This window comes from Mycobacterium sp. ACS4054 (assembly GCF_001667275.1).
Lineage (GTDB): Bacteria > Actinomycetota > Actinomycetes > Mycobacteriales > Mycobacteriaceae > Mycobacterium.
The window spans coordinates 56,208-82,649 of record NZ_LZHV01000012.1; the positions used below are offsets into that span (position 1 = coordinate 56,208).

The window sequence follows — 26,442 nt, forward strand, 5'->3', positions numbered from 1 at the left end:
CCCTAACCAGCCGGAACGCCATCATGACCACTACGCAAACCCCGCCCGCCCCCTCCCTCGAAACACCCGCGCTTGCCGACGAGCGCAGACAAGAAGTCGACGCGATCGTCGACACGGCGGCGCAGGCGGCCCGAGAATTCCGCAAGCTCGACCAGCAGCAGGTCGACGCGATCGTCGAGGCGATGGTGCGCGCCGGGGTGCGTGCGGCCGGGGAACTGGCGAGTGTCGCGATCGAAGAGACGGGTTTCGGCGTCTTCGAGGACAAGGTCGTCAAGAACTACGTGGCCACCGAGTTCCTGCACGACTACCTGCGCGGCAAGAAATCGGTCGGAGTCATCGACGAGGACGTCGAAAACAACATCACCCATGTGGCCGAGCCGATTGGCGTGGTACTGGGCATCACCCCGGTGACCAACCCGACGTCGACGGTGCTGTTCAAGGCCATCGTGGCCGCCAAGACTCGCAACGCGATCCTGTTCCGGCCGTCACCGTACGCGGTCCGGTGCTGCGAACGCAGCCTCGAAATCCTCCGCACGGCGGCCGAGGCGGCCGGGATGCCCCGCGGGGCGCTGCAGGTCATTCCGGATGCCGCGCACGAGGTGACGCACTACCTGTTCAAGCATCCGAAGATCGATTTCATCTGGGTGACGGGCGGGCCGAAGATCGTCGCGCTGGCGAATTCGGCCGGCAAGCCGGGCCTGTCCGTGGGTCCGGGCAACGCGCCGATCTACGTTCACAAGACGGCGGACCTGAAGGGTGCGGTCGTCGACATCTTGATTTCGAAAACCTTTGACTCATCGGTCATTTGCCCCGCAGAGCAAACTTGCATCATCGACGACGAGGTGTACGACGAAGCGATGGCCGAGTTCGAGCGGATGGGCGCCCGCGTGCTCACCCCCGCCGAGGCCACCGCGGTGGCGCAGTTCGCGTTTGGCTGTGGCGACAAGATCTCGCATGAGGCGGTCGGCCAGAAGGCGTCGGAGCTGGCCGCCCGAGCCGGTTTCAGCGTGTCGCCGGCCGTGAAGGTGCTGCTGGCCGAGCTCCCCGGCGACCTGGGTGAGCTCGCATCGCATCCCCTGTTGCAGGAGAAGCTGATGCCGGTGCTGGGGGTGGTGCGCGCGAGCAGTGTCCAGCACGCCATCGACGTGGCCGTTCTGGTCACCGAGCACGGAGGCCTGGGTCACACGTCGGCGGTGTACGCCAACGATGACGACGTCATCGAGGCATACGGGCTGGCGGTCCGCACGGGGCGCATCCTGGTCAACGCGCCAACCGCGGTCGGAGCCCTCGGCGGTGTCTACAACAATCTGACGCCCACGTTCTCGTTGGGTTGCGGCACGTGGGGCGGGTCGAGCACGACGGAAAACGTCAACTATCGCCAACTGCTGAACATCAAGACAGTCTCGCGGCGCCGCACCCCGCCCCAATGGTTCCGGGTGCCGTCCAATACCTACTTCAACGAAGGCGCGCTGGACAACTTGCGCGAACTCGACTGCGACACCGTCGTGGTGATCACCGACGCAGTGACCGAAGAGCGCGGCGTGGTGGACCAGTTACGCGGCAAGTTGCGCGCCCAGCACGTGCAGGTGTTCAGCGAGGTGACACCCGAGCCCGACGAGGCGACCATCCGGCGCGGTGTCGCGCTGCTGCAACGCGTCCAACCCGATCTGCTGCTCGCCGTCGGCGGCGGCTCGGTTCTGGACGCCGGCAAGGCGATCCGGTTGTTCTACGAACACCCGGAGAAAAGCGTCGACGAGTTGACGATGCCGTTCCTCGACCCGCGCAAGCGGGTGGCCGACTACCCGGTCGACCGGCACGGTGTCCAATTGGTCGCGGTCCCAACGACATCCGGCACCGGGTCGGAAGTCTCGCCGGCGGCGGTGCTGACGGTGCGCGGCAAGAAGCAGACGCTCGTCGACTACAGCCTGGTGCCTGACCTCGCGATCGTCGACCCGATTCTCACTTCGTCCATGCCGCAGACGCTGACCGCCGACACGGGCATCGACGCGCTGACTCATGCCCTGGAGGCTGCCGTCTCGATCTTCGCGTCGCCATATACGGACGCGTTGTGCGCCCAGGCGGCACGACTGATCTTCGACGCGTTGCCCAGGGCATACGATGACCCCGACGACCTGTCCGCGCGAACCGACATGTCCAACGCGGCAACCCTTGCCGGGCTTGCCTTTTCGAATGCATTCGTCGGGACGAATCATGCGCTCGCCCACGCCGTCGGCGCGAGGTTTCAGATCTCGCATGGCAGGGCCAACGGTGTCTTTCTACCGCACGTGCTGCGTTACAACGCCGGTCTGCCAAGCAAATTCATGCCGGCGCCGGGATACTCCGCCTACGTGGCGCCCGACAAATACGCGCAGCTCGGTCAGTTGATCTTCGGCGGTCATGAGCCCGCCGAGTGCCGCGCTCGATTGCTTCAGGGGGTAGACGATCTGCTGAGCCGACTGGACATGCCGCGGTCGCTGCGGGAGTGCGGCATCGAGGAGGAGCAATTCCTGACGGCGCTGCCCGCGCTGGCGATGACGGCTTTCGAGGACCTCAGTAACCGCACAAATCCGCGGATGCCGCTGGTCAGCGAGATCACCGCGTTGCTTCGGACGGGGTTCTACGGCGACGCCGACGCGTGAGCGTCAGCCGCGCAGCTGCGGCAGCACGTCGCGCTCGTACGCCGCGAAGAAGCCGTCCATGTCGGGACCGATCTGCTGCACGTACACCTCGTCGATGCCGGCGTCGATGTATTCGCGCACCTTCGCGACATGCGTGTCGGGGTCCGGACCGCAGGTGACGGCTTCGGCGACCTGGTCCGGCGTCACGAGTGACATCAACGCGGCGAAATCCTTGGGCCGCGGCAGGGTCTGCGCGGACTGCCCGGGCAGGGCATCGTTGCCCCACAACCGATGCGCCACCTCGAGGGCCTTGTCCGCGTCCTGATCCCAACTGACCTTGGTGCCACCCTGCACGGGCTTGTCGCCGCCGCCGGACTCCCTGAAGGTCTTGACGAGGTCGGCTTCGGGCGTCACCAGGACGAAGCCGTCCCCGATGCGCCCGGCCAGCTCGGCGCCCTGCGGCCCGAAGCTAGACACGTAGATGGGGACCGGCTGCTCGGGCCGCGTGTAGATGCGGGCCTCCTGCACCTCGTAATGCTTGCCGTGGTGGCTCACCTCGCCGCCGCGGTGCAGCAGGCGGATGACGTCGACCGCCTCCTCCAACATCTCCTGGCGCACGCCCACCGACGGCCATGGGTCGCCGAGGATGTGCTCGTTCAGCGCCTCACCGCTGCCCACCCCGAGCACGAAGCGGCCGCCCAATTGCACGGCGGCGGTGGCGGAGGCCTGGGCGATGATCGCCGGATGGGTCCGGATGGTCGGGCAGGTCACGGCGGTGCTGACGGGCAACGACGTCACCTCCGACAGGGCGCCGATGACGCCCCACACGAACGGGCTCTGGCCCTGCTCGTCGTTCCAGGGGTGAAAGTGGTCGGAGATCCACAGCCCGTCGAATCCCGCCGCCTCCGCACGCTTGGCCTGGTCGATGAGTTCCTTCGGGGCGTACTGCTCGCAGGACAGAAAGTATCCGATCTTGGTCATGGCGGCGGGTTACCCGCTGCGGGCCCCGTTATGCGCGTCTTTCGCCGTTGCGCGAGGTGGATTGCGGGCCAACGCTTTTCCGGTCCAGCCGGGAGCGGAAGCCCCGTTCGCCGGGTGTTGGCCCGGGGCGGTGCGCCCCAGAGGCTGGTGCGGCGAGTGTGACCAGCAGCCCCTGCGCCCGCGCCCGCGGAGAATAGCTTCAGCCAACTTGGAGAAGGTGGTTCTCCGCAGCCGAGAGACGCATTACGATACGGTGACCTGTGAGTTGCCGGAAAGGATGGGAGTCCGTCATCGACGCCTGGATTCTCGACGCGGTGCGCACGCCGCGCGGCCGAGGCCGCCCGGACGGCGGCCTGCACGCCGTACACCCGCAGGCGTTATTCGCTCGGTGCCTCACCGCGCTCGCCGACCGGATCGGCTTCGAGCCGGCCGATGTGGACGACGTGATCGCGGGCAACGGCATCCTGTCCGGTGACCACGGCGACGACATCGCGCGCCTGTCGGTTCTGCTCGCCGGGTGGCCCGAGACCGTGCCCGGCATGACGCTGAACCGGTTCTGCGGATCGGGCCAGCAAGCCGTCACCGTCGCCGCGTCGTCGATCGCCGCCGGCAACGAGGACCTGGTGATCGCCGGCGGCGTCGAATCGATGTCGCGGTGGGACGTCACCGCGGGGATACCGACGATCGACGGCCAAAACCCGGACTTCCGGGCGCGGTATCCGACCGTGCCCCAGGGTATTTCGGCTGACCTGATCGCCACGCTGGAGGGATTCACGCGCGAAACCGTCGACGCCTACGCCGCGCAGAGCCAGAGCCGCGCGGCCGCGGCGGTCGACGAGGGGCGGTTCGTGCGTTCGCTCGTCGACGTCCCCACCCCCGACGGTCCGGTTGTGCGCGACGAACATCCGCGCCCCGGCACCACGGCCGAAACGTTGGCGCGCCTCAAGCCCGCCTTCGCCGCGATGGGCGACACCCGCGCCGACGGCGAGCCACGCACGTTCGACGAGATCTGCCTCGAGCGCTACCCCGGCATCGACCGCATCGATCACGTGCACCACGCGGGAAATTCGTCCGGCGTGGTCGACGGGGCCGCCGCCGTGCTGGTCGCGTCGTCCAACTGGATGCACGCCCACGGCACCACCCCCCGGGCACAGGTTCGCGCCGCGGCGACGATGGGCAGCGAACCGGTCATCATGCTCACCGCGCCGGGGCCGGCCGCGCAGCGCTGCCTCGAGCGGGCCGGAATGGCCGTCAAAGACATCGACCTCTGGGAGATCAACGAAGCCTTCGCCGCGGTTCCGCTCAAGGCGATGCGCGATCTGGCCATCGACCCCGACGTGGTCAACGTCAACGGCGGTGCCATCGCCCTCGGCCACCCCATCGGCGCCACCGGGGCGATGCTCATCGGCACGCTGCTGGATGAGCTCGAACGCCGTGATCTGTCAACGGGTCTGGTGACCATGTGCACCGGCGGCGGGATGGGCACGGCGACCATCATCGAGCGGGTGTGACCGTGCCGAGCACGCTGGAGCTGCAACGGCCGTGCGACGGGGTGGCCGTGTTGCGCCTGAACCGCCCGAAGCAACTCAACGCCATCAACGAGACGCTGCAAGCCGAATTAGGCCACGCCCTGGCCGATTTGGCCACCGACCGCTCCGTGCGCGCGGTCGTGCTGACCGGCGCCGGGCGTGGCTTCTGCGCGGGGATCGACGTCCGCGACTTCGGCCCCTCCATGCTGGAGGCCAGCGCGCCCGCGCTGGACCGGATGCGGTTCCAGGAGCGGATGGCCGCCCTGGCGGAAGCCGTTCGGGCGCTGCCGCAGCCGGTGATCGCCGCGGTCAACGGGCCCTGCGTCGGGGCGGGCCTTGCGCTGTGCCTGGCGGCCGACATCCGAATCTGTTCGGAGGCCGCGTCTTTCGGTAACGCTGCTATCCTGCTGGGCCTCTCCGGCGCCGAGATGGGCATGAGCTACCACCTTCCGCGCATCGTCGGCACCAGCGTGGCCGCCGACTGGATGCTGACCGGCCGCACCGTGTCGGCCGGCGAAGCCGACCGACACGGCCTGGTCAGCGAGGTGATCGAACCGGATCGGTTGGCGGACCGGGCGGTCGAGCTGGCGGCGCTGATCGCGAGCCATTCCCCGCTGGGTGCACAACTGACCAAGCGCGCCCTGCAGGTCAACACCGACGCCACCAGCCTGTCGGCGGCCCTGGAGCTGGAGAATCGCAACCAGGTGATCACGCACGCCACCGACGAGGCGGCCGAGCGCCGCAAGAAGTGGTCGTCGTGACCGGGCCGCTGCGCGGCGTGCGGATCGTCATGATGGGCGGTCTGGGTCCCGCCCCGTTCTGCGGAATGTTGTTGGGCGACTTGGGCGCCGACGTCATCCGCATCGACGGTCTGCCGGGTGTGGACGGTCCGTTGCCCATCGATTACACGGTGCGGCGCAGCCAGCGGTCGCTCGCCGTCGACGTCAAAGATGTGCGGGGCAGGGAACTCGTCCATCGCCTGGTCGCCGACGCGGACGCCTTCGTCGACGTCTACCGGCCCGGGGTGGCCGAACGCCTGGGCATCGGCCCGGACGAGCTGTGCGAGCGCAATCCCCGCCTGGTGTATGCCCGCATGACCGGCTACGGGCAGGACGGGCCGCTGGCCAGCCACGCCGGTCACGACATCAACTACATCGCCGTGGCCGGCGCCCTGCACGGCATCGGCACCGCCGAATCCCCGGTGCCGCCGCTGAATCTGGTTGGCGACTACGGCGGCGGCGGAATGCTCTTGGCCGTCGGCCTGCTCAGCGCCATCCTCGAGGCCCGCGAGTCCGGCACCGGCCAGGTGCTCGACGTCGCCATGGTCGACGGCGTCGCCACGCTGTTGGCGCCGTATTTCGGGATGGTGCCCGCCGGCACCTGGCGCGACCGGCGCCACGCCAATGTGCTCGACGGCGCCGCCCACTTCTACGGCGTGTACGCCACGGCCGACGGCGGCCACTTCGCCGTCGGCGCGATGGAATCCAAGTTCTACGCGGAGCTGTGCGATCGGCTGGGCGTCGACGTGCCCCACGACGACGACGCGCCCGCGGCGTGGGCCGCGCACCGCGCCACACTGGCCGACCGGTTCGCCGAGAAGCCGAGCCGGGAGTGGGAGCGGCTCCTCGACACCCCGGGATGCTGTGCGACGCCGGTCCTTTCGCTAGCCGAGGCGCCGCGGCATCCGCATCTCGCCGCGCGAAAGACGTTCATCGAGGTCGACGGCATCACCCAGCCCGCGCCAGCGCCGCGGTTCTCCCGGACCCGGCCGCAGACCCCCACTTCGCCTCGCTTCCCGGTGATCACACCGACGCGCTGCTGCGCGAACTGGGGATGGACACCCCAAACATCACCGAGCTCGTCGAAGCGGGCGTCGTGGCCCAAAGCAACCGAGAGGGGCGCTAGATGTCGTGGGACTTCTCCACCGACCCCGAGTGGGCGCAGCAACTGAAATGGGTCGAGGACTTCGTGCGCGAAGAGTGCGAGCCGATCGACCTGATCGTCAAGGAGTCTCACGACCTCAATGATCCGGTGCGCCAGGCGTTGATCCCCCCGCTACAGGAGATCGTCAAGGAGCGGGGCCTGTGGGCCACCCACCTCGGGCCGCACCTGGGCGGCCCCGGCTACGGTCAGGTCAAACTTGCTCTGCTCAACGAGATCCTGGGCCGCTCGGAGTGCGCTCCGATCGTCTTCGGTTCCCAGGCGCCCGACTCCGGCAACAGCGAAATCCTGGCGCACTACGGCACCCCGGAACTGAAAGCCCGCTACTTAGAGCCGCTCCTGGACAACCGCATCGTGTCCTGCTTTTCGATGACCGAGCCGCAGGGCGGCGCCGACCCGAAGGTCTTCCGCACCACCGCGGTGCTCGATGGGAATCATTGGATCATCAACGGGGAGAAGTGGTTCTCGTCGTTCGCGTCGATGGCGTCGTTCATCATCGTGATGGCGATGACCGACCCCGACGCGCCGCCCTACCAACGCTATTCGATGTTCGTCGTGCCCGGGGACACTCCCGGGATCAACGTGCTGCGCGACGTCGGCCTGGGCTACCAGCCGCTGGGCGGCGGGCGCGAGGGCTACGTCCGCTACGAGAACGTCCGCGTGCCGACCGACCACATGCTTGGCCCGCGGGGTGGGGCGTTCGTCGTGGCGCAGACCCGCTTGGGCGGCGGGCGAATTCATCACGCGATGCGCACGGTCGGCCTGGTCCGCCGGATCTTCGACATGCTCTGCGAGCGGGCCGTATCCCGGTACACGCAGGGCGAGATGCTGTCCAACAAACAACTCGTCCAGGAGATGATCGCCGACTCGTGGATGGAGATCGAGGCCTTCCGCCTGCTGACCCTGCAAACCGCTTGGAAGATCGACCAATTCAACGACTATCGCGCGGTGCGGGCGGACATCTCGGCGGTGAAGGCGATGATGCAGAAGGTGCTGCACGACGTGTCGTCGCGGGCGCTGCAGCTGCAAGGATCTCTGGGCACCACGCACGAGATGCCGTTCGTGCAGTACCTGGTGGAGTCGTTCGTGCTGGGGCTCGCCGACGGACCCACCGAGGTGCACAAGGTGACGTTGGCCCGGCTATTGCTCAAAGACCGTGAGCCGGCGCCCGACCTGTTCCCGTCCGAACACCTGCTGCGGTTGCGCGCGGCCGCCGAGGCGAAGTTCGCCGACCAGCTGGCCGGCATCCCTCGGGCCTAAACCGATTTGGTGACGCCGACGTAGGACAGCACCACGTCGGACAGATCGGTCATGCGCGTCAGCACCGCGTAGGAGCGGATGAACGACTGGCCCACGCAGCCGTCGATCTTGATGTGGAAGTTGCTGATCATCACCCAGGGATTCGCACCCTTGAAATTCTTCTTGATCACCGGGACCGTGAGGACGAGGCCGGGTTTCATGCCGATGCTCATCACGCCGTTCATCGGGGTCGAAACGAACGGCAGCAGGGGCGGCAATGTACCGGTGGTGTCGAACGTCGGGCTGACGCCCGGGATGATGCCGGCGCCGCCTTCCATGATCACGCCGTTGGATGTGCTCATGTCGATCCCGCAGCCGATCTGATAGCCCACCTCCAGGATTCCGTGCGGCTCCTCCGGCCCTTTCAGCGAGCCGACGAAGATGCCACTGGCCATGTATTCGCGCGACGCTATGGAGGTGGTCAGCGGCGCCACCGGCACTTGCATCTCGTCCTTCGCGCCCAGTCCCAGGGTCCAGCCGTCGGGAGTGTTGAGGGTGACGGGGGGGTTCGAGGGCACCGCTCCGCTGGCCGGTGCCGACGCTGCGGCGGCGGGTTCTATCTCGGGACCGTCATCGGGATCGGCGCTCGCCGCGGGGGCCGTGACCAGACACATGACGAGGCAAACGGCGACCACCAGCGCGCGACGAACGACCACGGCTACCGGCCTCACGCAGCCAAGGTACGCACCGGCCGTTTCGAGTCGCGAAATTTGCTGGACGGCCGATGGAAGTTGTTGTGTGTTTGTGACTCTTATGCGATATAGGCGCGGAGGTAGAATCGTTCGCAGTTCGGGCAGACGACGGAGAGGGCCGCGATGATGCTTCGCAGGTGCGCCGGTCTGCTCGTCGCGGGTTCGCTGCTCCTCGCGGGACTGACGGTTGGCACCGGCACGGCGCTGGCGTCTCCGGACCCGGGCCAGGTGGACGACATCCCCACGATCGACGAATGGCAGATCCAGTACCCCACCACAATGACGAACCCCTACGAAGATTCAGTCGGCTCGTCGGGCGACTGGGGTGGCGTCGGAATGTGGTGCGAAAATCTCCACGCCAACTGCAGCTGATCGAGTGACCGTCAATCCAGTAGTGACCGCGCCCGATCCAGCAACCGCGGCAGCGTTGCAGCCATCGCTTCCAATTCGGCTCGCGGGGAAGCCCGCCGCCGATTGTGCTTGACGATCAGCGCCCACGTCGCCGCCGACTTGAAGCACGCCAGCGCCCGGAACCAAGCCAGGTCGGTGACGTCGAGGCCCAGCTCGTCTCGGTAGATCCCCGCGAGCTCGGCCACGGGCGGCAGCGTGGCGGCCGAAGTAACGCGTTGGTACGTGGACGGGTCGCAGTTGATCAGGAACCAGCCCGCGTCGATCCGTGGATCACCGATTGACCAGATCTCCCAGTCGATCACCGCGTTGATGCGGGATCCGGCCGCCATCAAATTGCCCAGCCGGAAATCACCGTGCACGACGCTCGGACGCATCGCCATTGGCGCGCAGCCCAGTAACGCGTCACGCACCTGCGGCCAATCCGGCACCAGCGCCGCATCGACGGTGTGCAGCGTTTCCGACCATCGCCGGACTTCGCCGGCCGCATCGATAACCGGCTCACCGGTCAGGCCTAGCTCGTTCGGCCGCAGACTGTGCAGGGCGGCCATCGCCCGGCATGCGTTGCGGTACCGCTCGTGAAGGTCGGGCGCATCCGCGTAGCCGTCGAAAAGCGGCTCGGCACAGTCGCCTTCGACGCGCGACATCACGAACAAGGGCGGCGTGCGCGGTGGGGCCCCGGGGTCCTCCCACAGCACCTCGGGCACCGGAACCGCGCTGCCGGCAAGGGCTTTCATGATGCGGGCCTGGCGCAGCACGTCGCGGTGCGCGACCGGTTCGACGCCGGGCGGGGCGACCTTGATCACCACCGGGCGGCCGTCGTGGGCGCCCTGGAACGTCAGGCTGGAGGCGCCCCCCGACAGCGGGGCGACGCCGGTGACGCCGGCGCCGGCCAGTCGCCGCCGCAGTTCGTCCGGGTCGAGCTCGGCCATTCAGCCGGCGGGCTTGGTCCAGCCGACCTCGGCGAGGAAGGGCTGCGTCTGTGCGATGCGACCGGTCAGGGTCTTCGGATCACCGGTACACAACCGGAACGCGGTCTCGGTGATCAGTTCGATGTCCTCGGTGTCGATCTTCGCGAGGTCGAGCAGTCCCGCCCCGGGCGTGGCCACGGGATTGGTGGGGGCGGCGGCGTTGACGGCGATCCCGTCGTCGTAGAGCTCGGCCGCAAGGCTTTTCGTCAACCGGTTGAGCGCGGCCTTGACCGTCCCGTAGACGCCGAAGCCCGCGGTGCGGTCGAATTCGGAGAACGGCGGCCCCGCCGGCAGGTCACCACCCACCGAGGTCAAATTCAGGATCCAGCCCCTGCCGCGCTCGCGCATCGCGGGGATCGCCAGCTGGCTCAGCTGTAGCGGGCCGAGGACATGCATTTCCAGCATCAGCCGGACCCGTCGTTCGGGAAACCCGTCCAGCGGCCGCAGAAAGGTCACCGCGGCGTTGTTGACCAAGATGTCCGGTGCGCCGACGGCGCTGACCACCTCGGCGAAAAGCCTTTCGCGCTCTTCGGATCGGGAGAGGTCGGCCTGCACCGCGACGGCCTTGCCGCCCGCGGCCACGATCTCGTCCCGGGTTTCGCCGAGTGACCCCTGGTACTTGGGGTCGGGGTCCATCGTGCGGGCGGTCAGCGCCACCGTCGCACCGCGCGCGGCGAGCCGCGCGGCGATCGCCTTGCCCAGTCCGCGGCTGCTGCCGGTGACGAGGGCCACCATCCCGTCGCACCGTTGGTCAGCGCTCATCCTCGACCTCCTACGGAAATGGCTTCTCCGTATCAGAGAATGCCATTATCGCGGGTGCAGGGGAAGCGCGGACCGGCGCAACGCGTCCAGCGAATAGCTCCCGCCGCCCGCGAAGACCAGCAGGAAGAAGGCGAAGCAGAACAGGATGGCCAGTGCCCCGCCGTTGCCCGCCGGGGGATCGGCAACGGGCCAGAGCGCTTGCGGTTGATGCATCCAGAAGTAGGCGACCGCCATCTGCCCCGAGGCCAGGAACGCGGCGGCGCGGGTGAACAGCCCGGCGGCGATGAGCAGGCCCGTGACGATTTCGATCAGCCCGGCGTACCAGCCGGGCCAGGAGCCGAAACCGACATGGACCGGCGAGGGGACGGGCCAGTCGAACAGGCTCCTCGAGCCGTACGCGGCGAACAGCAGGCCGTAGACGAACCGGAACGCGCTCAGCACCGCCGGGGTGTAGCGCCCCAGGCGCCTGTCGAAATCCTTTGTCACGGTTCAGAGGTTACGGTCCCGGCCCAGTCGAGCAGACGGCGCCAGAGGCGACGCCCGCTCCCCGATCACGTCGCCGACGTCGAACCGCAATCGATGCGCGGGAAACGTCATACGGCGCGATCCTTCCACGACACCTGCTGTACACAGATACGTGTACTTCCGTCAGCAAGGAGGCGTCATGACCTATCTGTTTCTGCTCTGCGCCATCTTCGCGGAGGTGATAGCGACCAGCCTGCTCAAGAGCACGGAAGGCTTCACCCGGCTCTGGCCGACCCTGATATGCCTGACCGGCTACGCCGTCTCCTTCGCGCTCTTGGCGCTGGCGATCGCGCGCGGCATGCAGACGGACGTCGCCTACGCGTTGTGGTCGGCGATCGGCACCGCCCTCATCGTGCTCATCGCCGTGCTGTTTCTCGGCTCTCCGGTGTCGCTCACCAAGGTCGTCGGGGTCGCATTGATCATCGCCGGCGTGGTCACCCTGAACCTGTCCGGCGCGCATTGAGGCTAGGCGCGGGCGGTCACCGGCGCACTCAGCAGGTCAAGTAGTGCGTCGCTCACCTCGTTTGGGCGCTCTTCCATCACGTAGTGGTCGGCGCCCGGCAGCCGGACGCGTTCCGCGTGCGGAATGGCCGCGGCCAGTTGGCGCGCGGTGCGCCACGGAATGTAGGGATCACGCTCACCCCAAATCACGGCGGCGGGACACCGTATCGCCCCGAGTCCCTCCGCCAGCCAGGGGACCGCGGGCACCGGATAATGCGCGAAGAAGTTCCAGAACCTGCGTTTCCCTTCGGTTGAGTTCATCCAGCCCAGGTACTCGGCTTCCAGCGTGGTGTCAAAGCAGCCGAGCCTCCGATAGCGGGCCAGTGCCAAATGGTGCAGCGTGGCCAGCGGAAGACGCTGGGCGGCAGCGGACAGCGCGGGGTGCGTGGCGATCCAGTGCTGCCCCCGCGAAAACCGGTAGAACCATGGGCGAAAGACGCCGTGTGCCCGGGTGTTCAACAAGGCGAGCCGCAGCACCCGCTCGGGATGCCGGACGGCGTAACCGAGCCCGATGAAGCCACCGTAGTCGTGCGCGCATAGGTTGAACCGTTGCCAACCCAGCTCACGAACGAATCGTACGATCCGCTCGACCTCGTTGTCGTAGGTGGGTGCGCTCGCCGGCGGATCGGATCGGCCGAAGCCCGGCCAGTCCGGGGCCACGACGTGATGGCTGTCCGACAGCGCCTTGATCTGATGCCGCCAGCACGATGCGCTCTGGGGGTAGCCGTGCAGCAGCAGAACCGGCTCTCCCCTGCCAACGTCCTCTCCGAAGACGTTGCACCCGTCGATATTCCACATGACCGAAACCTATTCGGGTCCGACGTGGTGTCACCCCTCGGTTTGAGACAGACGCCGCTCCATTCCCGCCACCGGCGGGCGCGGCGCCGTCGTGACGGCTAGTCCCAACGCCGCTTCGTCGCCCGCTGGTGAGCTTGCGTTTACTCAACAGCCTTCAACTGCGCGCCTGATGTGCAAACATCGCTGCCAGACTTGCGGTCTCTCACCCCCGAACAACCGGTGCGGTGGCGCGGCAGCTCCGAGGGAGTAGGACTCACCATGACCGATGTCGAGCAGACCCCCTCCGACGGAATCTCGCCCGCCACCCCCACGCGGGCCGACCTGGTCGAGCACTCCCGCACCGGGATGAGCGCGGCCGCGTTGCAGCGGGCCATCAACGATCATCTGCGCTACTCGATCGGGCGCCCGGCCGCGGCCCGGCGGCCCGAGCACTACTACCGGGCCCTCGCGCTGGCGGTGCGGGACCGCATGCAGGACCGCCGGGTGGTATCGACGCAGACCTCGCTCGACCTCGGCCGCAAGGTGACCTGTTACCTGTCCGCGGAATTCCTGATGGGCCCGCAACTGGGCAACAACCTGTTGAACCTCGGCATGGAGCGCGCGGCCCGCGACGCGCTGGCGGCGATGGGTCAGAATCTGGACACCGTCCTGGCGTGTGAGGAGGAGCCCGGCCTGGGCAACGGCGGCCTCGGCCGCCTGGCCGCGTGCTATCTCGACTCGCTGGCCACCCTGGAGCGGCCGGCGATCGGGTACGGAATCCGCTACGAGTTCGGCATCTTCGACCAGGAGATCCACGACGGCTGGCAGGTCGAGCAGACCGACAACTGGCTGGACCACGGAAACCCTTGGGAGATAGCCAAACCCGACGTCAATTACTTGGTGAAGTGGGGCGGGTACGCCGCCCACTACACCGACGAGGCCGGCCACGACCGAGTCCGGTGGGTGCCGGGCCGGGCGCTCAAGGGCGTCGCCTACGACACGCCCATCCAGGGTTACGGCGTGAACACCTGCAACGTGCTGACGTTGTGGAGCGCGCGCGCCGTCAAGTCGTTCGCGTTGGAAGCCTTCAACACCGGCGACTACTACGGGGCGGTCGAAGACGAGGTCATGTCGGAAACCGTCACCAAGGTGCTCTATCCGAACGACGAGCCGGAGGCGGGCAAACAGCTGCGCCTGCTGCAGCAGTACTTCTTTGTGTCCTGCTCCCTGCAGCATGTACTGCACATCATGGACGACCTCGCCGACGTCTCCGTCAAGGAGCTTCCGCAGCGGTTTGCCGTACAGCTCAACGACACCCATCCCTCGATCGGCGTCGCCGAGCTCATGCGGCTGCTGGTCGACGAGCGCCAGCTGGACTGGGACGAGGCGTGGGAGATCACGGTTGCGACGTTCGGCTACACCAACCACACGCTGCTGCCCGAGGCGCTGGAGACCTGGCCCCTGGAGCTGTTCGCGGAGTCGCTACCGCGCCACCTCGAAATCATCTACGAGATCAACCGCCGGTTCCTCGACGAGGTGCGCGCCCGGTTCCCCGGTGACGAGGAGCGCGTCAGCCGGATGTCGCTCATCGGCGAGAACGGCGGCAAGTTCGTCCGGATGGCGCACCTGGCCACCGTGGGCAGCCACGCCATCAACGGTGTCGCCGCACTGCACTCGGAACTCCTGAAAAGCAGTGTGCTCAAGGACTTCTACGAGATGTGGCCGGAGCGGTTCAGCAACAAGACCAACGGCGTGACCCCGCGCCGCTTCCTGGCGCTTGCCAATCCGGGGCTCCGCGAACTGCTGGACCGCACCGTCGGTGACGGCTGGCTGACCGACCTCGGGCGCCTGCGCGGCCTGGAGCCGTTCGTCGAGGACGCCTCCTTCCGCCGGGAGTGGCGCGACATCAAGCGCAACAACAAAGCGCGCCTGGCGCGTTACATCGGCTCGGTGGCCGGCGTCGAGCTCAACCCGGACTGGATGTTCGACGTCCAGGTCAAGCGCATCCACGAGTACAAGCGGCAGCACCTGAACGTTTTGCACATCGTGGCGCTCTATCACCGGCTCAAACAGAACCCCGGCCTGTCGATTCCGCAGCGCGCCTTCATCTTCGGCGGCAAGGCCGCTCCGGGCTACTTCCTGGCGAAGCGAATCATCAAGCTGATCAACGCCGTTGGGGAGACGGTCAATGCCGACCCGGACGTCAACCGGACCCTCAAGGTGGCATTCGTACCGAACTTCAATGTGCAGAACGCCCACATGATCTACCCCGCAGCCGATCTGTCCGAACAGATCTCGACCGCGGGCAAGGAGGCGTCGGGCACCGGGAACATGAAGTTCATGATCAACGGCGCGCTGACCGTCGGCACCCTCGACGGCGCCAACGTCGAGATGCGCGACGAGGTGGGGCCGGAGAACTTCTTCCTGTTCGGCCTGACCGAGCAGGAGGTGCAGGCGGTCAAGGCGGCCGGGTACCGCCCGGCGGACTACATCGACGGCAACGAGGAACTGGCCGCGGTGCTGGATCTGATTGCCGGCGGCACATTTTCGCGCGGTGACACCGAGGTGTTCCGGCCGCTGGTGGACAACCTGCGCCACGACGACCCGTTCCTGGTGTGCGCCGACTACGCGTCCTACGTGACCTGCCAGGAGCAGGTGAGCGCCGCGTGGCAGGACAGGGAGTCGTGGACGAGGATGTCCATCCTGAACACCGCTCGCAGCGGCAAGTTCTCGTCCGACCGGGCCATCACCGAGTACTGCGACGACATCTGGAACGTGTGGCCGCTGACCATCAAGATCTGAGAAATCGGCTGATAATCGCCGCGCCCGGGCCTAGGCTCTCGCCATGCCAATCCTCGGCAATGCCACGGTCGTCCTCGCGCGCGTGACCCGGGCGGTATCCAACGCCCTGCGTGTGGAGCTCGCCACCCCGGAAGGCACCGAACTTGGTCGCGCCCAGCAGAAGGGCGGCGCCGCGGTGCTCTTGGGCTTCAAGAACGGGGGCAAGAGCGAGTACACGCTGTCCGCAGCCACCGGTGATGAACTCAAGATCGCGGTGGCCGCAACCACAACCATCACCAACGGGAACACGCCGGTGGGCAAGATCGTCCCCGCCGACGGCGCCGCACGCCTGGAAGACGGTGGCGGCACCGTGCTCGCGGTGGTAGAGCCGCACACCGGACACAAGGCCGACAACGCCTGGCATCATCGCTTGTTGTCGCCGTCCGGCGAGGCGCTCGGCGTCCTCACCCTGATGACCGTTCACACCGGTTGGAGCGACGTGGCTTCCGATGCGATCCAGTTGCTGACCAACTACAACGTCGCGACCCTGAAGGCACCATCGGCCGGCGCGATGCTCACGCTGGCCGCGCCGGTCCATCCGATCCTGGGCGACGTCTTGTCCGCCGCGTGCGTGGATTTCTCGGTGCTCCCCCGCGGATACATCGCACCCGTCAAAACCTAGCGGTAGCCGGGGAGATCCGGCACGCCGCTGGCGGTCAACCATCCGCCACCGTCGACGACGAGCGTCGCCCCGGTGACATACGACGCCGCGTCGCTGGCGAGGAAGAGCACCGCCTCGGCGACCTCGGTGGTCGAGCCCGCCCGGCGCAACGGGTTCTGGGTAAAGCGATGCTGGTTGTCGCCGGTGACCCTCTTGACTCCCTCGGTTCCCGACATCGCCCCGGGCGCAACGACATTCACGCGGATGCCGTCGGGCCCCCACTCGATGGCACAGGCGCGGGTAAACGCGTCGACGCCGGCCTTGGCCGACACCACGTGCGCCTGCAAAGCCATGCCGCGGTACTGGATCGCCGCGCTGATGTTCACCACGGACCCGCCGTGATCCCGCAGCCAGAGCTCGTAGGCCGCCTTCGACACGTTGAACGTCCCCAACAGGTCGATGTCGACCACCGCCTTGAATCCGCCGGCGCTCAGACCGTCGATCGGCACGGGAAAGTTGCCGGCGGCGTTGTTGACGACGACGTCGAGCCTGCCGAACGCTCGCACGACGTCCTCGACAACGGCCGTCACCTCCTCGTGACGCCGAACGTCGCAGACGCCGTAGGTGGCCTCGATCCCCGCCTCGCGCAACCCCGCAACGGCGCCCTCCAGGTTGGCTTCCTTCCGGCTGCAAATGGCGACACGGGCACCATGACTGCCCAGCACCCGGGCGATTTCGAGACCCAGACCGGTGGCCCCGCCGGTGACCAACGCCACCTTGCCTTGCAGCAGGTCCGCCCGAAATGGGCTGCGCCGGGCGCTCACGCCGTCAAGGTTACGTCCGCCGGCAGTGGACGTTTTCCCGGTCCACCGCAAGGATCGACGTAGCGACCCCTGGCAGGAGGAAAGTGACCCTACGAATCCGCGGTCTCGTCATCGCCCCGTTGATCCTGGCGCTGACGATGCTGCTCGCGCCGCCCGCCTCGGCCGACACCTACACCGATCAGCTGGTGGACAAGTTCAACGCCCAGACGCACGTGTGGGCCGACCCGGCGGCGAATCCGCCGCTGCAGAACCCCGACCGGCTGAACGAGCAGATCTTCGCCAGCCGGTGGACGTGGAGTTCCCGGCCGCCGATCTGGGTGGCGGCGGTGGCGCCGAGCCAGACCGGTGTGACCACGCCGGACGCCATCCACAAAGTCATCCTCGGCCGCGACGCCGCGTTCAGCGGGATCATCCTGGTCATCGACTCCAAGGGCTACCACGTGCGCGCCTACAACGTGCCACGGGTGATCGCGGACAACGTCGATCCGATGCTGAGCCAGTCGGCCACGGACCACCGAAACGACCCCTACGGCGCGACCAGTCAATTCGTCAGCAGGTTGGCCAGCGTGGACGTGCCCGCCGGTGCGCATACGACGACCTCGCCGGCGCCGCAGGCCGAGCCCAACCGCTGGGCGTGGCTGTGGACCATGCTGGCGTTCATCGCCGTGGCCTTGAGCGTGGCCGGCTTGATCTGGTTCGCGGTCAGCCGAAACAGTAAGCGGCGCAAGGACGCACAGGCGCGCGAGCAGGTCAAGCAGGAGTTGATCCGGGCCACGGCGGATGTCGGCGACCTGGACAACGCGGTGCTGACCGACGACGAGACAGACGTCAGCGCCGAGTCGACGAAGGCCAACGCCAGCCTGTACGACGCCCGACAGGCCTATGAAAAGGGCGACTACGGCGCGGCGCGGGCACACCTGTGGGTAGTGGAGTCGACCGTGGCCAAAGCCAACCAAAAGCTCGGGCGACCCAACACTTCCGCCGTCGGCTCGGTGCCGGCGGGCGACCGCAGGCAGGCCTCGGTACGGGCGAAGGACCCGAGCACCGGTGAGTACGTGACGATCAACAACAACAACTACAGCACCACGCCGCAGCCGGGTTATGCGCACTATTACGGCGGTGGCTACTACAACGGGATGTTCTTCTACCCGGGGTATTACCCCTACGCGTTCTGGGGCCCGGGCTGGGGCTGGGCGCTCACCGACGTCCTGCTGATGGATGCGCTGCTGGACAACCACTGGGGTGGGAGCTACGAGAGCGGCTTCGAGGCCGGCCGGGACTCGGCGTACGCCGACGCCAACTTCGACGGCGGCCAAAGCGCCGGGTACGACAGCCAGCAAGCCGACGTCGGGTTCAACGACGCCTCGTACTCCGGCGGTGGCGACGTGGGCTTCGGCGGCGGCTGGGATTCCGGCGGCAGCTCGGACTTCGGCGGCGGCTGGGACTCCGGCGGCAGCTCGGACTTCGGCGGCGGATCCGACTTCGGCGGCGGCTCGGATTCCGGCGGCGGCGGCGACTTCGGATTCTGATATCCCGGCGCCGCGCCGGCCCGTCGACCGAGAAGTAAGGTTCTGCCAATGAGAACGGACCGGATCAACCGCGGCATCCTGCTCGCCATGGTGGTGATCGGGGCGATCGCCTACGGATTGCTCTACAGCCACGCCTCGGCCGTCTTCAAGGTTTTGGTGCCGGTCGGCCTCGCATTCCTCGTGGGGCTGGTCATCCGCGACGTCGTCAACGGGCGGAAGCGGTGACTGTGGGGGTGGATTGTGACTGAGGGACTATTCGGTCTGCTGACCGTCGTCGCCCTGGCGCTGGCGTTGACGCTGGCCGCCATCGCCGCCGTGTTCGTGCGCAGGATGGAGAGGCGACCACCGACTCCGATGAGCGAGGAGATCGGAAGCGCCAGAACGGTTGTGCGCAAGCTGCGCAAACGCGAGCCGATGTCGGCGGAGGAGTTGGCTTACGCGCGGCAGGTGGTCGCCGACCGTGGCTCCTTCATGGCGCTCTGCATCCCCGGCGCGTTGTTCATGCTCGGCTGCTTTTACGTCTTCGGCAGCCTCTACCACCTGCATGGGGCCACGCCGTCGGAGCGCACGTTTCTCGGCGTCATTCCGATGCTGACCTCAACGAACCTCGCTCTGCGGATCCTCAGCAGCGCCAGGCTGAAACGGCGCCTGAAAGCGGTCTCCTGATTCGTGCGTTGCGTGTCCGCGCGACATCGCGCGAGTGCACGGCCGCGTTCCTTCGCGCTGCCGACAGGGCCGGCAGATGATAGTTTCCGCAGACCGGTTGTTCGCGCCGCCGCCCGATGCTGATAGTGTCTGGGGGTGCTTATATCAAGCAGCCTGATATAAGCGCCGGGGCGGTCGGGGACGAGGCGAGAACGCGAGTCAGGAGGGATTCGGGGAGTTGAACGAGTGAGCCCTCGCTCAGTCAGCAGGGCTGTCTTGGGACGGGCCTGGATGCCGCTGGTCGCCGTTGTCGCGGTCGGGGTGGGCCTGCTGTGCATGTACAAGGTGCACCAGTTCTCGGAACCCGAGCCGGTCATCACCGTCAATGGCCCGCAGGCGCCCGAACAGTTCAACGTCAAACGGATCACCTATGAGGTGTTCGGCAACGCCGGCAATGGCGGGAAGCTCGTCTACATCGACATCGACGGTCATCCGCATCAGGTCGATTTCACGACGCTGCCGTGGTCGCACACCGAGACCACGACGCTCTCGGTCGCGTCCGGCAGCATCTCGGTTCACGTTCGCAGCGGTCAGGTCAGCTGCCGGATGTTGGTGGACGGCGTGGTCCGCGACCAGCAGTCCGACGACCATCAGGACGCCGACGTCGAGTGCAGGGTGAAGTCCGCATGACCGAGCATCGCCTCGACGAGCCCAGGGTCAAACGCCCCTTCATCCCCAGGATGGTCCGGGCTTTCGCGATACCGATCATCTTGTTCTGGGGCCTGCTGGCGGTCACCACGAACACCTTTATGCCCCAGGTGGAACGGGTCGCCGAAGAGCTCGCCGGACCGATGGTCCCGCACTACGCGCCCTCACAGCGGGCGCTGCTGCACATCGGCGAGAAGTTCCGCGAATCCAACTCCACCAACTTGACCATGGTGGTGTTCGAGGCGAACCGTCCGCTGGGCGACGCGGACCACCGCTACTACGACGACCTGATGCGCCGCCTTCAGCACGACACCAAGCACGTGCAATACGTGATGGACCTGTGGGGCAAGCCGTTCACCGCGGCGGGGGCGCAAAGCGTGGACGGCAAGTGCACCTACGTGCTCCTTCGTCTCGCCGGCGACATCGGCCAGATACAGGCCAACCAATCCGTGGACGCCGTCCGCGACATCATCAAGAAGGACACGCCGCCACCGGGTCTCAAGGTCTACGTCAGCGGCGCGGCTCCCCTGGCCTCCGACACGCTCGCCATCGCCAATGCCAGCCTGAACAACGTCACGATCGTCACGATCATCCTCATCGTGGTGATGCTGTTGCTGGTCTACCGCACCCCGTCCACCCTGCTGGTCCCCTTGCTCGGCGTGCTCATCGAGATGCTCGTCGCGAAGGGCATCGTCTCGACGCTCGGGCATTACGGGTACATCGAACTGTCGTCGTTCGCCGTGAACATCGTCATCGCGTTGACATTGGGAGCGGGAACGGATTACGGCATCTTCCTGATGGGCCGATATCACGAGGCGCGCCAGGCGGGTGAAAGCCGCGAGGACAGTTTCTACATCGCGTACAAGGGCGTCGCGCCCATCATCATCGGCTCCGGCCTGACGATCGCCGGCGCGTGTTACTGCTTGACGTTCGCGCGGTTGAACTACTTCCACACCATGGGGCCGGCCGTCGCGATCACCATGCTGTTCACCATCGCGGCGGCGATGACGCTGGGACCGGCGGTGCTGACCGTCGGCAGCCTGTTCGGGATGTTCGACCCGAGGACCGTCACCCACGGACGCCTCTATCGGCGCATCGGAGCGAGCGTGGTGCGCTGGCCCGTGCCGATCCTGGTGGCCAGTTCCGCCATCGTCATGATCGGGGCGATCTTCGTTCCCACCTACCGGCAGAACTATGACGACAGGCAGTATCAACCGGCCAGTGCGCCGGCCAATCTGGGCTTCCAAGCGGCGGATCGGCACTTCCCCAAGAGCAAGCTCTTCTCGGAGATGCTCATGGTGGAAACCGATCACGACATGCGCAACTCGGCCGATTTCATTTCGCTGGACCGGGTGGCCAAGGCGCTGATCCGCCTGCACGGCGTGGCGATGGTGCAGGGCATGACACGACCCCTGGGCCGCGCGCTCGAACACGCCAGCCTCCCATACCTGTTCACCACGCAGGGCAGCGGCAACGGGCAACAGCTCCCGTTCAGCAGGGAGCAGAACTCCAACACCGACGCGCAGGCCGAGATCCAGGCGCACTCGGTTGAGGTGTTGCGCAAGGAGGTCTTCTTCTTCCAGAAGGTGTCCGACGAACTGCACCAAACGGTCCTGACCGTCGAAGACCTGCAACGGGTCAGCGACGACATCCGCGACGAGGTCTCCAACGTCGACGACTTCTTCCGTCCGATCAAGAGCTACTTCTATTGGGAGAGGCACTGTTTCGACATCCCCATTTGCTGGACGTTCCGTTCGCTGTTCGAGACCATCGACCAGATCGACAAACTGGCCGACGACATCGCGGACGCGAAGGTGTCCCTCCAAGAGGTGGACAAGACCTTCCCGCAGATCATCGCCCAGCTGAAGGCGACCGCCGACGACACCGAGGCGCTGCAGTCGAAGCTGGTCAACAGCTACGGGTCGGCGGATCTGCAAACCGTGCAAACCGAGCAGACTTTCGACGACCTGATCAACGTCGGAAACGACTTCGACAAGTCGCGCAGCGACGACTTCTTCTACATCCCGCACGAGGGCTTCGACAACGAGGACGTCAAGACGGGGATGAAGCTGATGATGTCGCCGGACGGCAAGGCGGCGCGGTTCATCGTCACCCACGAGGGCGACGCCATGGGCCCCGAAGGCGTGGAGCACGTCGAGCAGTTCCCCGAGGCGATCAAGACGATCCTGAAAGAGACCTCGTTGGCCGGCGCCAGAATCTACATCGGCGGTTCGGGGTCCAACGACAAGGACATCAAGCAATACGCGATGTCCGACCTGATGATCGCGGCGATCGCCGCCTTCGTGCTCATCTTCTTGATCATGATGTTCATCACCCGAAGTCTGGTGGCGGCCTTGGTGATTCCGGGCACCGTGGCCTTCTCCTACGCCGGCGCCTTCGGGCTGTCCATACTCGTGTGGCAACACATCATCGGGCTGCACCTGCATTGGCTGGTGCTACCCCTGACCTTCATCATCCTGGTGGCGGTCGGGTCGGACTACAACCTGCTCCTGATCAACCGGGTCAAGGAGGAACTGCACGGCGGAATCCACACCGGTCTGATCCGGGCCCTCGGCAGCACGGGCGGCGTGGTGACCTCGGCCGGCCTGGTATTCGCCTTCACGATGCTGGCGATGCTCACTAGCGATCTGCGCACCATCGGTCAGGTGGGTTCGACCGTGTGCATCGGCCTGTTGCTCGACACGCTGATCGTGCGTTCGTTCGTCGTGCCCTGCATCCTGCGGATCCTCGGGCCGTGGTTCTGGTGGCCGACGTTGGTGCGCACCCGCCCGGTGGCGGCGGGCTAGCCGGCGCCCTTGCCGTTGTCGACGCGATAGACGGCGCCGTGGACGGCCGCCGCGGCGTCGCCGGCCAGGAAGGCGATCACGTTCGCCACGTCGACGGGCTGCATCATGCCGCGCGGCGAGGCGGTGCGCATGATCAGGTCGTAATTCGGATCCTCGGGCGCGCTGAAATGTTCGATTTGCGGCGTGAGCATGCCACCCGGGCATATCGCGTTGACGCGCAAGCGATCCGCGGTGTACTCGACGGCCAGGGCCCGGGTGAGTCCTATCAGCCCATGCTTGGCGGCGCAGTAACCGGCCGAGTACGCCTGACCCTCGACGCCGGCAATGGAACTGACGTTGACGATGTTGCCGCCGCGCTCGAGCAGCCGCGGCAGCGCGGCCCGGCACAAATAGAACGGGCCGTTCAGGTTCACCGCGAGGTCTTGGGCCCAGTCGTCGTCGGTCATCGACTCCATCCTGCGCATCTGGTGCCGCCCGGCGATGTTGACAAGCACGTCCAGCCCACCCAACTCGCGCACGCACTGCTCGACGGCGTCACGGCAGGCCTGCGCCGAGGCGACGTCCACCGAGGCATACGAACCGCCGGGGACGTCGGCGAAAACCTCGGCCAAGCGCGCCGTATCCCGGCCAATGCCGAAAACCGTTGCGCCCTGGCGGGAAAACAGCCGGGCCGTCTCGGCGCCAAGGCCCGACGACGCTCCGGTCACCAACGCGACCTTGCCCCGCAGTGTTGACATGGTTGTCCTTGCGCTCAGTAGGAACGGATCCGCGCAACGCTACCGCGGAGCAACCCGAGCGGAACGCCAAACCTCGGCCCCCACAAGGTCATTGCGCGGCGCGCAGTGAGCAGGACGAGCAGGCTGAACGCCAGCCTGCCGAGGGCGATTCGGCTCGTTCGCCTCTTCCAGCTTGGCGGCGGCGATTCCGCGCGCCGGCCGAAGTAGTAGCCGACACCCATCGCCATCACGAGGGCCGCGATGGCCGCAAGCACCGTCATGATGATGAGGGTTTCGCGTCATCGTCGCGGCGAGGTCACGCGCGAGACACACCTTGGCCACTACGGGTGGCCGGCAGGCGAGGCGCTAGCCGATCTCGCTTGCGACGTACACGGCCACGTAACCGATCGGAATCCCGGTCCAGGTGGCGATACATTCGCGTGCGGCCAATTCCACCGCGCTCCGACGGAAGGTGCGGGTGACCCTGCCGATCTCGGGAATCCGAATGGTCCACCCGTCGGCGTCGCGAGTGACCTCGACATCGAAGCACTGGCCGACCATGGGGCATTTCACGCGAGGCACGACCCGCGACGAGCGGGTGCTGCGCAGCGATTGTCGGCGCAGCAGGGTGGGCTGAATGGGCATGGCTGCTTTCGGAGAGTCGCAATCAGAACCGCGGGCAAGAGTAATGCGCATTCAGAGGAAAACCTAATCGGCTGGGCAGCAGGCGTGAGGTTGAGGCACAGTCTCCACCGAGTCGTTGCCGGGACTTAATCTCGAGTTCGAGTCCGACCGAAGGAACGAACGATGCGACTGGTCCAGGCGACCGCGATTGCCCTGCCCGCGTTGGTCGTCGGCTGTTTTGCCGGGCCGCCGGCGCACGCGGACGGCGGCTATGGGCCCGGCTCCTACGCGGTGCCCGCGCAACTCCCCTACGGTATCTACGTCGCCCACGCCGAGCCGGGCGACTACCGAGCGGCCTGTGTCTTCACCACATGGACCAGCGATGGCCGGATGATCAACTCCGACAGCGGGATTGAGACGACCCCGGTCACGGCGAATCTCACGGCGCAGGCGGTCGCGAAGTTCATCACGCACGGCTGCACGCCATGGACGAAGCTGCGATGAACCCTCATGACGCGGTGCGGCGCTTGCGCGAGGCGGCCGAGCGCGCCGGCCGGGACCGCATGTGATCGCGGGCGCGGCTCATGATGTCGCCGAGTGCGCGCACGTCCTCGCCGGACAGCGCATCGAACAGCATGTCGCGGACGACGTCGATGTGGCCCGGCAGCACTTTTGCAAGCCGCGCGTGGCCCTTCTCGGTGCTGCGCACGACCGTGGCGCGCTGGTCATCGGCGCTGGCTTCGCGGGCGATCAGCCCCGCCCGCTCCAGCAGACCGGCCTGGTGGGTGAGGCCGCTGCGGCTGTAGACCACACCGTCGGCGAGCTCGGTCATTGTCAGTGGGCGGTCGGCATCGGCGAGTTTGGCCAGGATCTCGAACTGCACGTAGCTGAGGTCCCCCTCGGCCCGTAGCTGCCGCTGCACGGCGTACTGCAGCAGGCTGACCGCCTCCATCAGGGCGAAGTACGCGCGCATCTGCTGAGGCTTCAGGGGTGGGGCCATGCCGCCATCGTAATGCTTCGAAGTTGAAGCAATGTGGCGATCGTCACCCGGCGTTCCGGAATCGCTTCGAGTTCGAAGCAAGTTGTATGGGGCGTAACTGCTTCGAAATCGAAGCACCTAGGGAACGGAGAAGACCATGAAGGCTGTGCAATACCACCGTTACGGCGGCAGCGAGGTTCTGCAATACGAAGAGGTTGAGCGGCCGGCGCCCGGCCCCGGCCAGGTCCTGGTGCGGGTGGCCGCGACCTCGTTCAACCCGGTCGATGCCGGCATCCGGGGCGGCTACCTGTCCGAGGTGTACGCGATTTCCTTCCCCCACAGCCCGGGCGTCGACGTCGCGGGCACCATCGCCGGGCTCGGCGAGGGGGTAACCGGGTGGAAGATCGGCGACGCCGTGGTGGGCATGCTTCCGCTGGACCGCCCGGGCGCCGCCGCCGAGTACGCGCTCGCCCCGGCCGAGGTGCTGACGGCCGCGCCCGACTCGGTGCCGCTGGCCGATTCCGCCGCGCTGCCGACCGTCGGATTGACGGCGTGGCAGGCCCTGTTCGAGGTCGCCGGCCTGACGGCGGGCCAGTCCGTTCTGGTCAACGGTGCCGGCGGAGCGGTCGGCGGGTACGCGGTGCAGCTCGCCAAGCGGGCCGGGGCCGTCGTCACCGCGACCGCGTCGGCGCGCAGCGCTGACCGGCTTCGCCGCTACGGGGCCGACCGGATCATCGATTACATCGACTACACGGCCGCCCCGCTCGCGGTCGCCGGGCAACCCTTCGATGTGGTGCTGAACCTGGTCAGCACGTCACCGGAGCAGACCGCGGCCTTGGTCGGCCTGGTCGCCGACGGCGGGTTTTACGTCGGCACGATGACATCCGGCCAGGAGGACCCCGCACGGCGGGTGCGCGCGCAGCGGGTGTTCGTCCGCAGCGACGCTGCGCAGCTGGCCGAACTGGTCAACCAGGTCGAAGCCGGAAAGCTGGTGATCGACGTCGCCGATCGCCGACCGCTGACCGACGCGGCGGCGGTGCACGATGACTCCGACGCCAATCGGCTGCCGGGAAAGACGATTCTGGTTCCATGAGCCTCGGCCATCTCCCGCTGTCCCGCCGGCCACCGAGCCGGCGGGACGGCGCCGTCTGACCAAGGGGATAT

General features: G+C 67.0%; 26 protein-coding genes and 1 pseudogene. 16 read left to right on the forward strand and 11 right to left on the reverse strand.

All coding sequences use genetic code 11. From position 1 onward, the window contains the following. Positions 1-23 precede the first annotated feature (23 nt). Complete coding sequence (adhE, locus tag A5730_RS01515; RefSeq protein ID WP_067894643.1) at positions 24-2,639, forward strand: bifunctional acetaldehyde-CoA/alcohol dehydrogenase; 2,616 nt, start codon at positions 24-26, stop codon at positions 2,637-2,639. Positions 2,640-2,642: 3 nt separating this feature from the next. Here the strand turns inward: adhE and A5730_RS01520 are convergent, their stop codons facing one another. Further along, complete coding sequence (locus A5730_RS01520) at positions 2,643-3,599, reverse strand: LLM class F420-dependent oxidoreductase (RefSeq protein WP_067894646.1); 957 nt, start codon at positions 3,597-3,599, stop codon at positions 2,643-2,645. 314 nt (positions 3,600-3,913) lie between these two features. Between A5730_RS01520 and A5730_RS01525 the strand changes: the two genes are divergently transcribed. The 4 genes and pseudogenes from A5730_RS01525 (at position 3,914) to A5730_RS01540 (ending at position 8,329) form a co-directional block, all read left to right on the forward strand. Beyond that, positions 3,914-5,110 carry an acetyl-CoA C-acetyltransferase gene (locus A5730_RS01525; protein ID WP_231994590.1) on the forward strand — a complete coding sequence of 399 codons (1,197 nt, stop codon included), beginning with the start codon at positions 3,914-3,916 and terminating at the stop codon, positions 5,108-5,110. Further along, positions 5,107-5,889 (forward strand): enoyl-CoA hydratase/isomerase family protein, encoded by a 783-nt coding sequence (locus A5730_RS01530; RefSeq protein WP_067894649.1) that lies wholly within the window; start codon positions 5,107-5,109, stop codon positions 5,887-5,889. Before A5730_RS01525 ends, A5730_RS01530 begins: the two co-directional genes overlap by 4 nt. After that, positions 5,886-7,033: pseudogene (locus A5730_RS01535) on the forward strand (CaiB/BaiF CoA transferase family protein). Before A5730_RS01530 ends, A5730_RS01535 begins: the two are co-directional and overlap by 4 nt. After that, entirely contained in the window at positions 7,034-8,329 is a 1,296-nt protein-coding gene (locus A5730_RS01540) for an acyl-CoA dehydrogenase family protein (protein ID WP_067894653.1), read from the forward strand. It begins immediately after the preceding pseudogene. On the opposite strand, the gene A5730_RS01545 is transcribed toward A5730_RS01540, so the two are convergent. Then, the gene (locus A5730_RS01545; protein ID WP_067894656.1) at positions 8,326-8,982 is read right to left on the reverse strand and encodes an MspA family porin; all 657 of its coding nucleotides are present in this window, start codon (positions 8,980-8,982) and stop codon (positions 8,326-8,328) included. The genes A5730_RS01540 and A5730_RS01545 overlap by 4 nt on opposite strands. A 201-nt stretch (positions 8,983-9,183) precedes the next feature. Between A5730_RS01545 and A5730_RS01550 the strand changes: the two genes are divergently transcribed. Next, entirely contained in the window at positions 9,184-9,432 is a 249-nt protein-coding gene (locus A5730_RS01550; protein ID WP_067894659.1) for a hypothetical protein, read from the forward strand. A gap of 11 nt (positions 9,433-9,443) precedes the next feature. Here the strand turns inward: A5730_RS01550 and A5730_RS01555 are convergent, their stop codons facing one another. From A5730_RS01555 to A5730_RS01565, 3 genes are read right to left on the reverse strand one after another with little or no spacing between them, the layout of a single operon-like run. Further along, complete coding sequence (locus A5730_RS01555; RefSeq protein ID WP_067894663.1) at positions 9,444-10,400, reverse strand: phosphotransferase family protein; 957 nt, start codon at positions 10,398-10,400, stop codon at positions 9,444-9,446. Further along, entirely contained in the window at positions 10,401-11,201 is an 801-nt protein-coding gene (locus tag A5730_RS01560) for an SDR family NAD(P)-dependent oxidoreductase (protein WP_067894666.1), read from the reverse strand. Between the two features lie 45 nt (positions 11,202-11,246). Next, positions 11,247-11,687, reverse strand: a complete 441-nt coding sequence (locus A5730_RS01565) for a DoxX family protein (RefSeq protein ID WP_067894669.1) — start codon at positions 11,685-11,687, stop codon at positions 11,247-11,249. Between the two features lie 178 nt (positions 11,688-11,865). Here A5730_RS01565 and A5730_RS01570 point away from each other — a divergent pair, with 178 nt between their 5' ends. After that, positions 11,866-12,189 carry a multidrug efflux SMR transporter gene (locus tag A5730_RS01570; RefSeq protein WP_067894671.1) on the forward strand — a complete coding sequence of 108 codons (324 nt, stop codon included), beginning with the start codon at positions 11,866-11,868 and terminating at the stop codon, positions 12,187-12,189. Positions 12,190-12,191: 2 nt separating this feature from the next. On the opposite strand, the gene A5730_RS01575 is transcribed toward A5730_RS01570, so the two are convergent. Beyond that, positions 12,192-13,025, reverse strand: coding sequence for an alpha/beta fold hydrolase (locus A5730_RS01575; protein ID WP_067894673.1), 834 nt, complete (start codon positions 13,023-13,025; stop codon positions 12,192-12,194). A gap of 345 nt (positions 13,026-13,370) precedes the next feature. Here A5730_RS01575 and A5730_RS01580 point away from each other — a divergent pair, with 345 nt between their 5' ends. Together A5730_RS01580 and A5730_RS01585 are read left to right on the forward strand one after the other, a co-directional pair. Beyond that, entirely contained in the window at positions 13,371-15,806 is a 2,436-nt protein-coding gene (locus A5730_RS01580; RefSeq protein ID WP_067894805.1) for a glycogen/starch/alpha-glucan phosphorylase, read from the forward strand. Between the two features lie 43 nt (positions 15,807-15,849). After that, positions 15,850-16,467 (forward strand): hypothetical protein, encoded by a 618-nt coding sequence (locus A5730_RS01585; protein WP_067894676.1) that lies wholly within the window; start codon positions 15,850-15,852, stop codon positions 16,465-16,467. Here the strand turns inward: A5730_RS01585 and A5730_RS01590 are convergent. Continuing rightward, a complete protein-coding gene (locus A5730_RS01590) occupies positions 16,464-17,270 on the reverse strand; it encodes an SDR family oxidoreductase (protein ID WP_067894680.1) in 807 nt (268 codons plus the stop codon). The two genes, A5730_RS01585 and A5730_RS01590, sit on opposite strands and share 4 nt — an antisense overlap. Before the next feature lie 83 nt (positions 17,271-17,353). On the opposite strand from A5730_RS01590, the gene A5730_RS01595 reads away from it, so the two are divergent. The 5 genes from A5730_RS01595 to A5730_RS01610 all read left to right on the forward strand — a co-directional run bounded on the left by A5730_RS01595 (position 17,354) and on the right by A5730_RS01610 (position 22,959). Further along, the gene (locus A5730_RS01595) at positions 17,354-18,799 is read left to right on the forward strand and encodes a hypothetical protein (protein ID WP_067894683.1); all 1,446 of its coding nucleotides are present in this window, start codon (positions 17,354-17,356) and stop codon (positions 18,797-18,799) included. Between the two features lie 48 nt (positions 18,800-18,847). Then, positions 18,848-19,024 (forward strand): hypothetical protein, encoded by a 177-nt coding sequence (locus A5730_RS24875; protein WP_197506094.1) that lies wholly within the window; start codon positions 18,848-18,850, stop codon positions 19,022-19,024. A gap of 15 nt (positions 19,025-19,039) precedes the next feature. Then, positions 19,040-19,465, forward strand: coding sequence for a hypothetical protein (locus tag A5730_RS01600; protein ID WP_067894686.1), 426 nt, complete (start codon positions 19,040-19,042; stop codon positions 19,463-19,465). A gap of 270 nt (positions 19,466-19,735) precedes the next feature. After that, on the forward strand, positions 19,736-20,134 hold the full coding sequence (locus A5730_RS01605) for an MmpS family transport accessory protein (protein WP_067823687.1): 399 nt from the start codon (positions 19,736-19,738) through the stop codon (positions 20,132-20,134). Continuing rightward, positions 20,131-22,959, forward strand: a complete 2,829-nt coding sequence (locus tag A5730_RS01610; protein WP_067894688.1) for an RND family transporter — start codon at positions 20,131-20,133, stop codon at positions 22,957-22,959. Before A5730_RS01605 ends, A5730_RS01610 begins: the two co-directional genes overlap by 4 nt. On the opposite strand, the gene A5730_RS01615 is transcribed toward A5730_RS01610, so the two are convergent. The 3 genes from A5730_RS01615 to A5730_RS01625 form a co-directional block, all read right to left on the reverse strand. Beyond that, positions 22,956-23,696 carry an SDR family NAD(P)-dependent oxidoreductase gene (locus tag A5730_RS01615; RefSeq protein ID WP_067894690.1) on the reverse strand — a complete coding sequence of 247 codons (741 nt, stop codon included), beginning with the start codon at positions 23,694-23,696 and terminating at the stop codon, positions 22,956-22,958. The genes A5730_RS01610 and A5730_RS01615 overlap by 4 nt on opposite strands. Positions 23,697-23,710: 14 nt before the next feature. Then, the gene (locus A5730_RS01620; protein ID WP_067894693.1) at positions 23,711-23,956 is read right to left on the reverse strand and encodes a hypothetical protein; all 246 of its coding nucleotides are present in this window, start codon (positions 23,954-23,956) and stop codon (positions 23,711-23,713) included. Positions 23,957-24,041: 85 nt separating this feature from the next. Beyond that, a complete protein-coding gene (locus tag A5730_RS01625) occupies positions 24,042-24,236 on the reverse strand; it encodes a long chain fatty acid-CoA synthetase Faa4p (RefSeq protein WP_067894808.1) in 195 nt (64 codons plus the stop codon). A 246-nt stretch (positions 24,237-24,482) separates the two neighbouring features. Between A5730_RS01625 and A5730_RS01630 the strand changes: the two genes are divergently transcribed. Further along, positions 24,483-24,803, forward strand: coding sequence for a hypothetical protein (locus tag A5730_RS01630; RefSeq protein WP_067894695.1), 321 nt, complete (start codon positions 24,483-24,485; stop codon positions 24,801-24,803). Positions 24,804-24,807: 4 nt separating this feature from the next. On the opposite strand, the gene A5730_RS01635 is transcribed toward A5730_RS01630, so the two are convergent. Then, the gene (locus A5730_RS01635; RefSeq protein ID WP_067894698.1) at positions 24,808-25,299 is read right to left on the reverse strand and encodes a MarR family winged helix-turn-helix transcriptional regulator; all 492 of its coding nucleotides are present in this window, start codon (positions 25,297-25,299) and stop codon (positions 24,808-24,810) included. A 136-nt stretch (positions 25,300-25,435) separates the two neighbouring features. On the opposite strand from A5730_RS01635, the gene A5730_RS01640 reads away from it, so the two are divergent. Then, complete coding sequence (locus tag A5730_RS01640) at positions 25,436-26,371, forward strand: NADP-dependent oxidoreductase (RefSeq protein ID WP_067894700.1); 936 nt, start codon at positions 25,436-25,438, stop codon at positions 26,369-26,371. Positions 26,372-26,442: the final 71 nt, after the last annotated feature.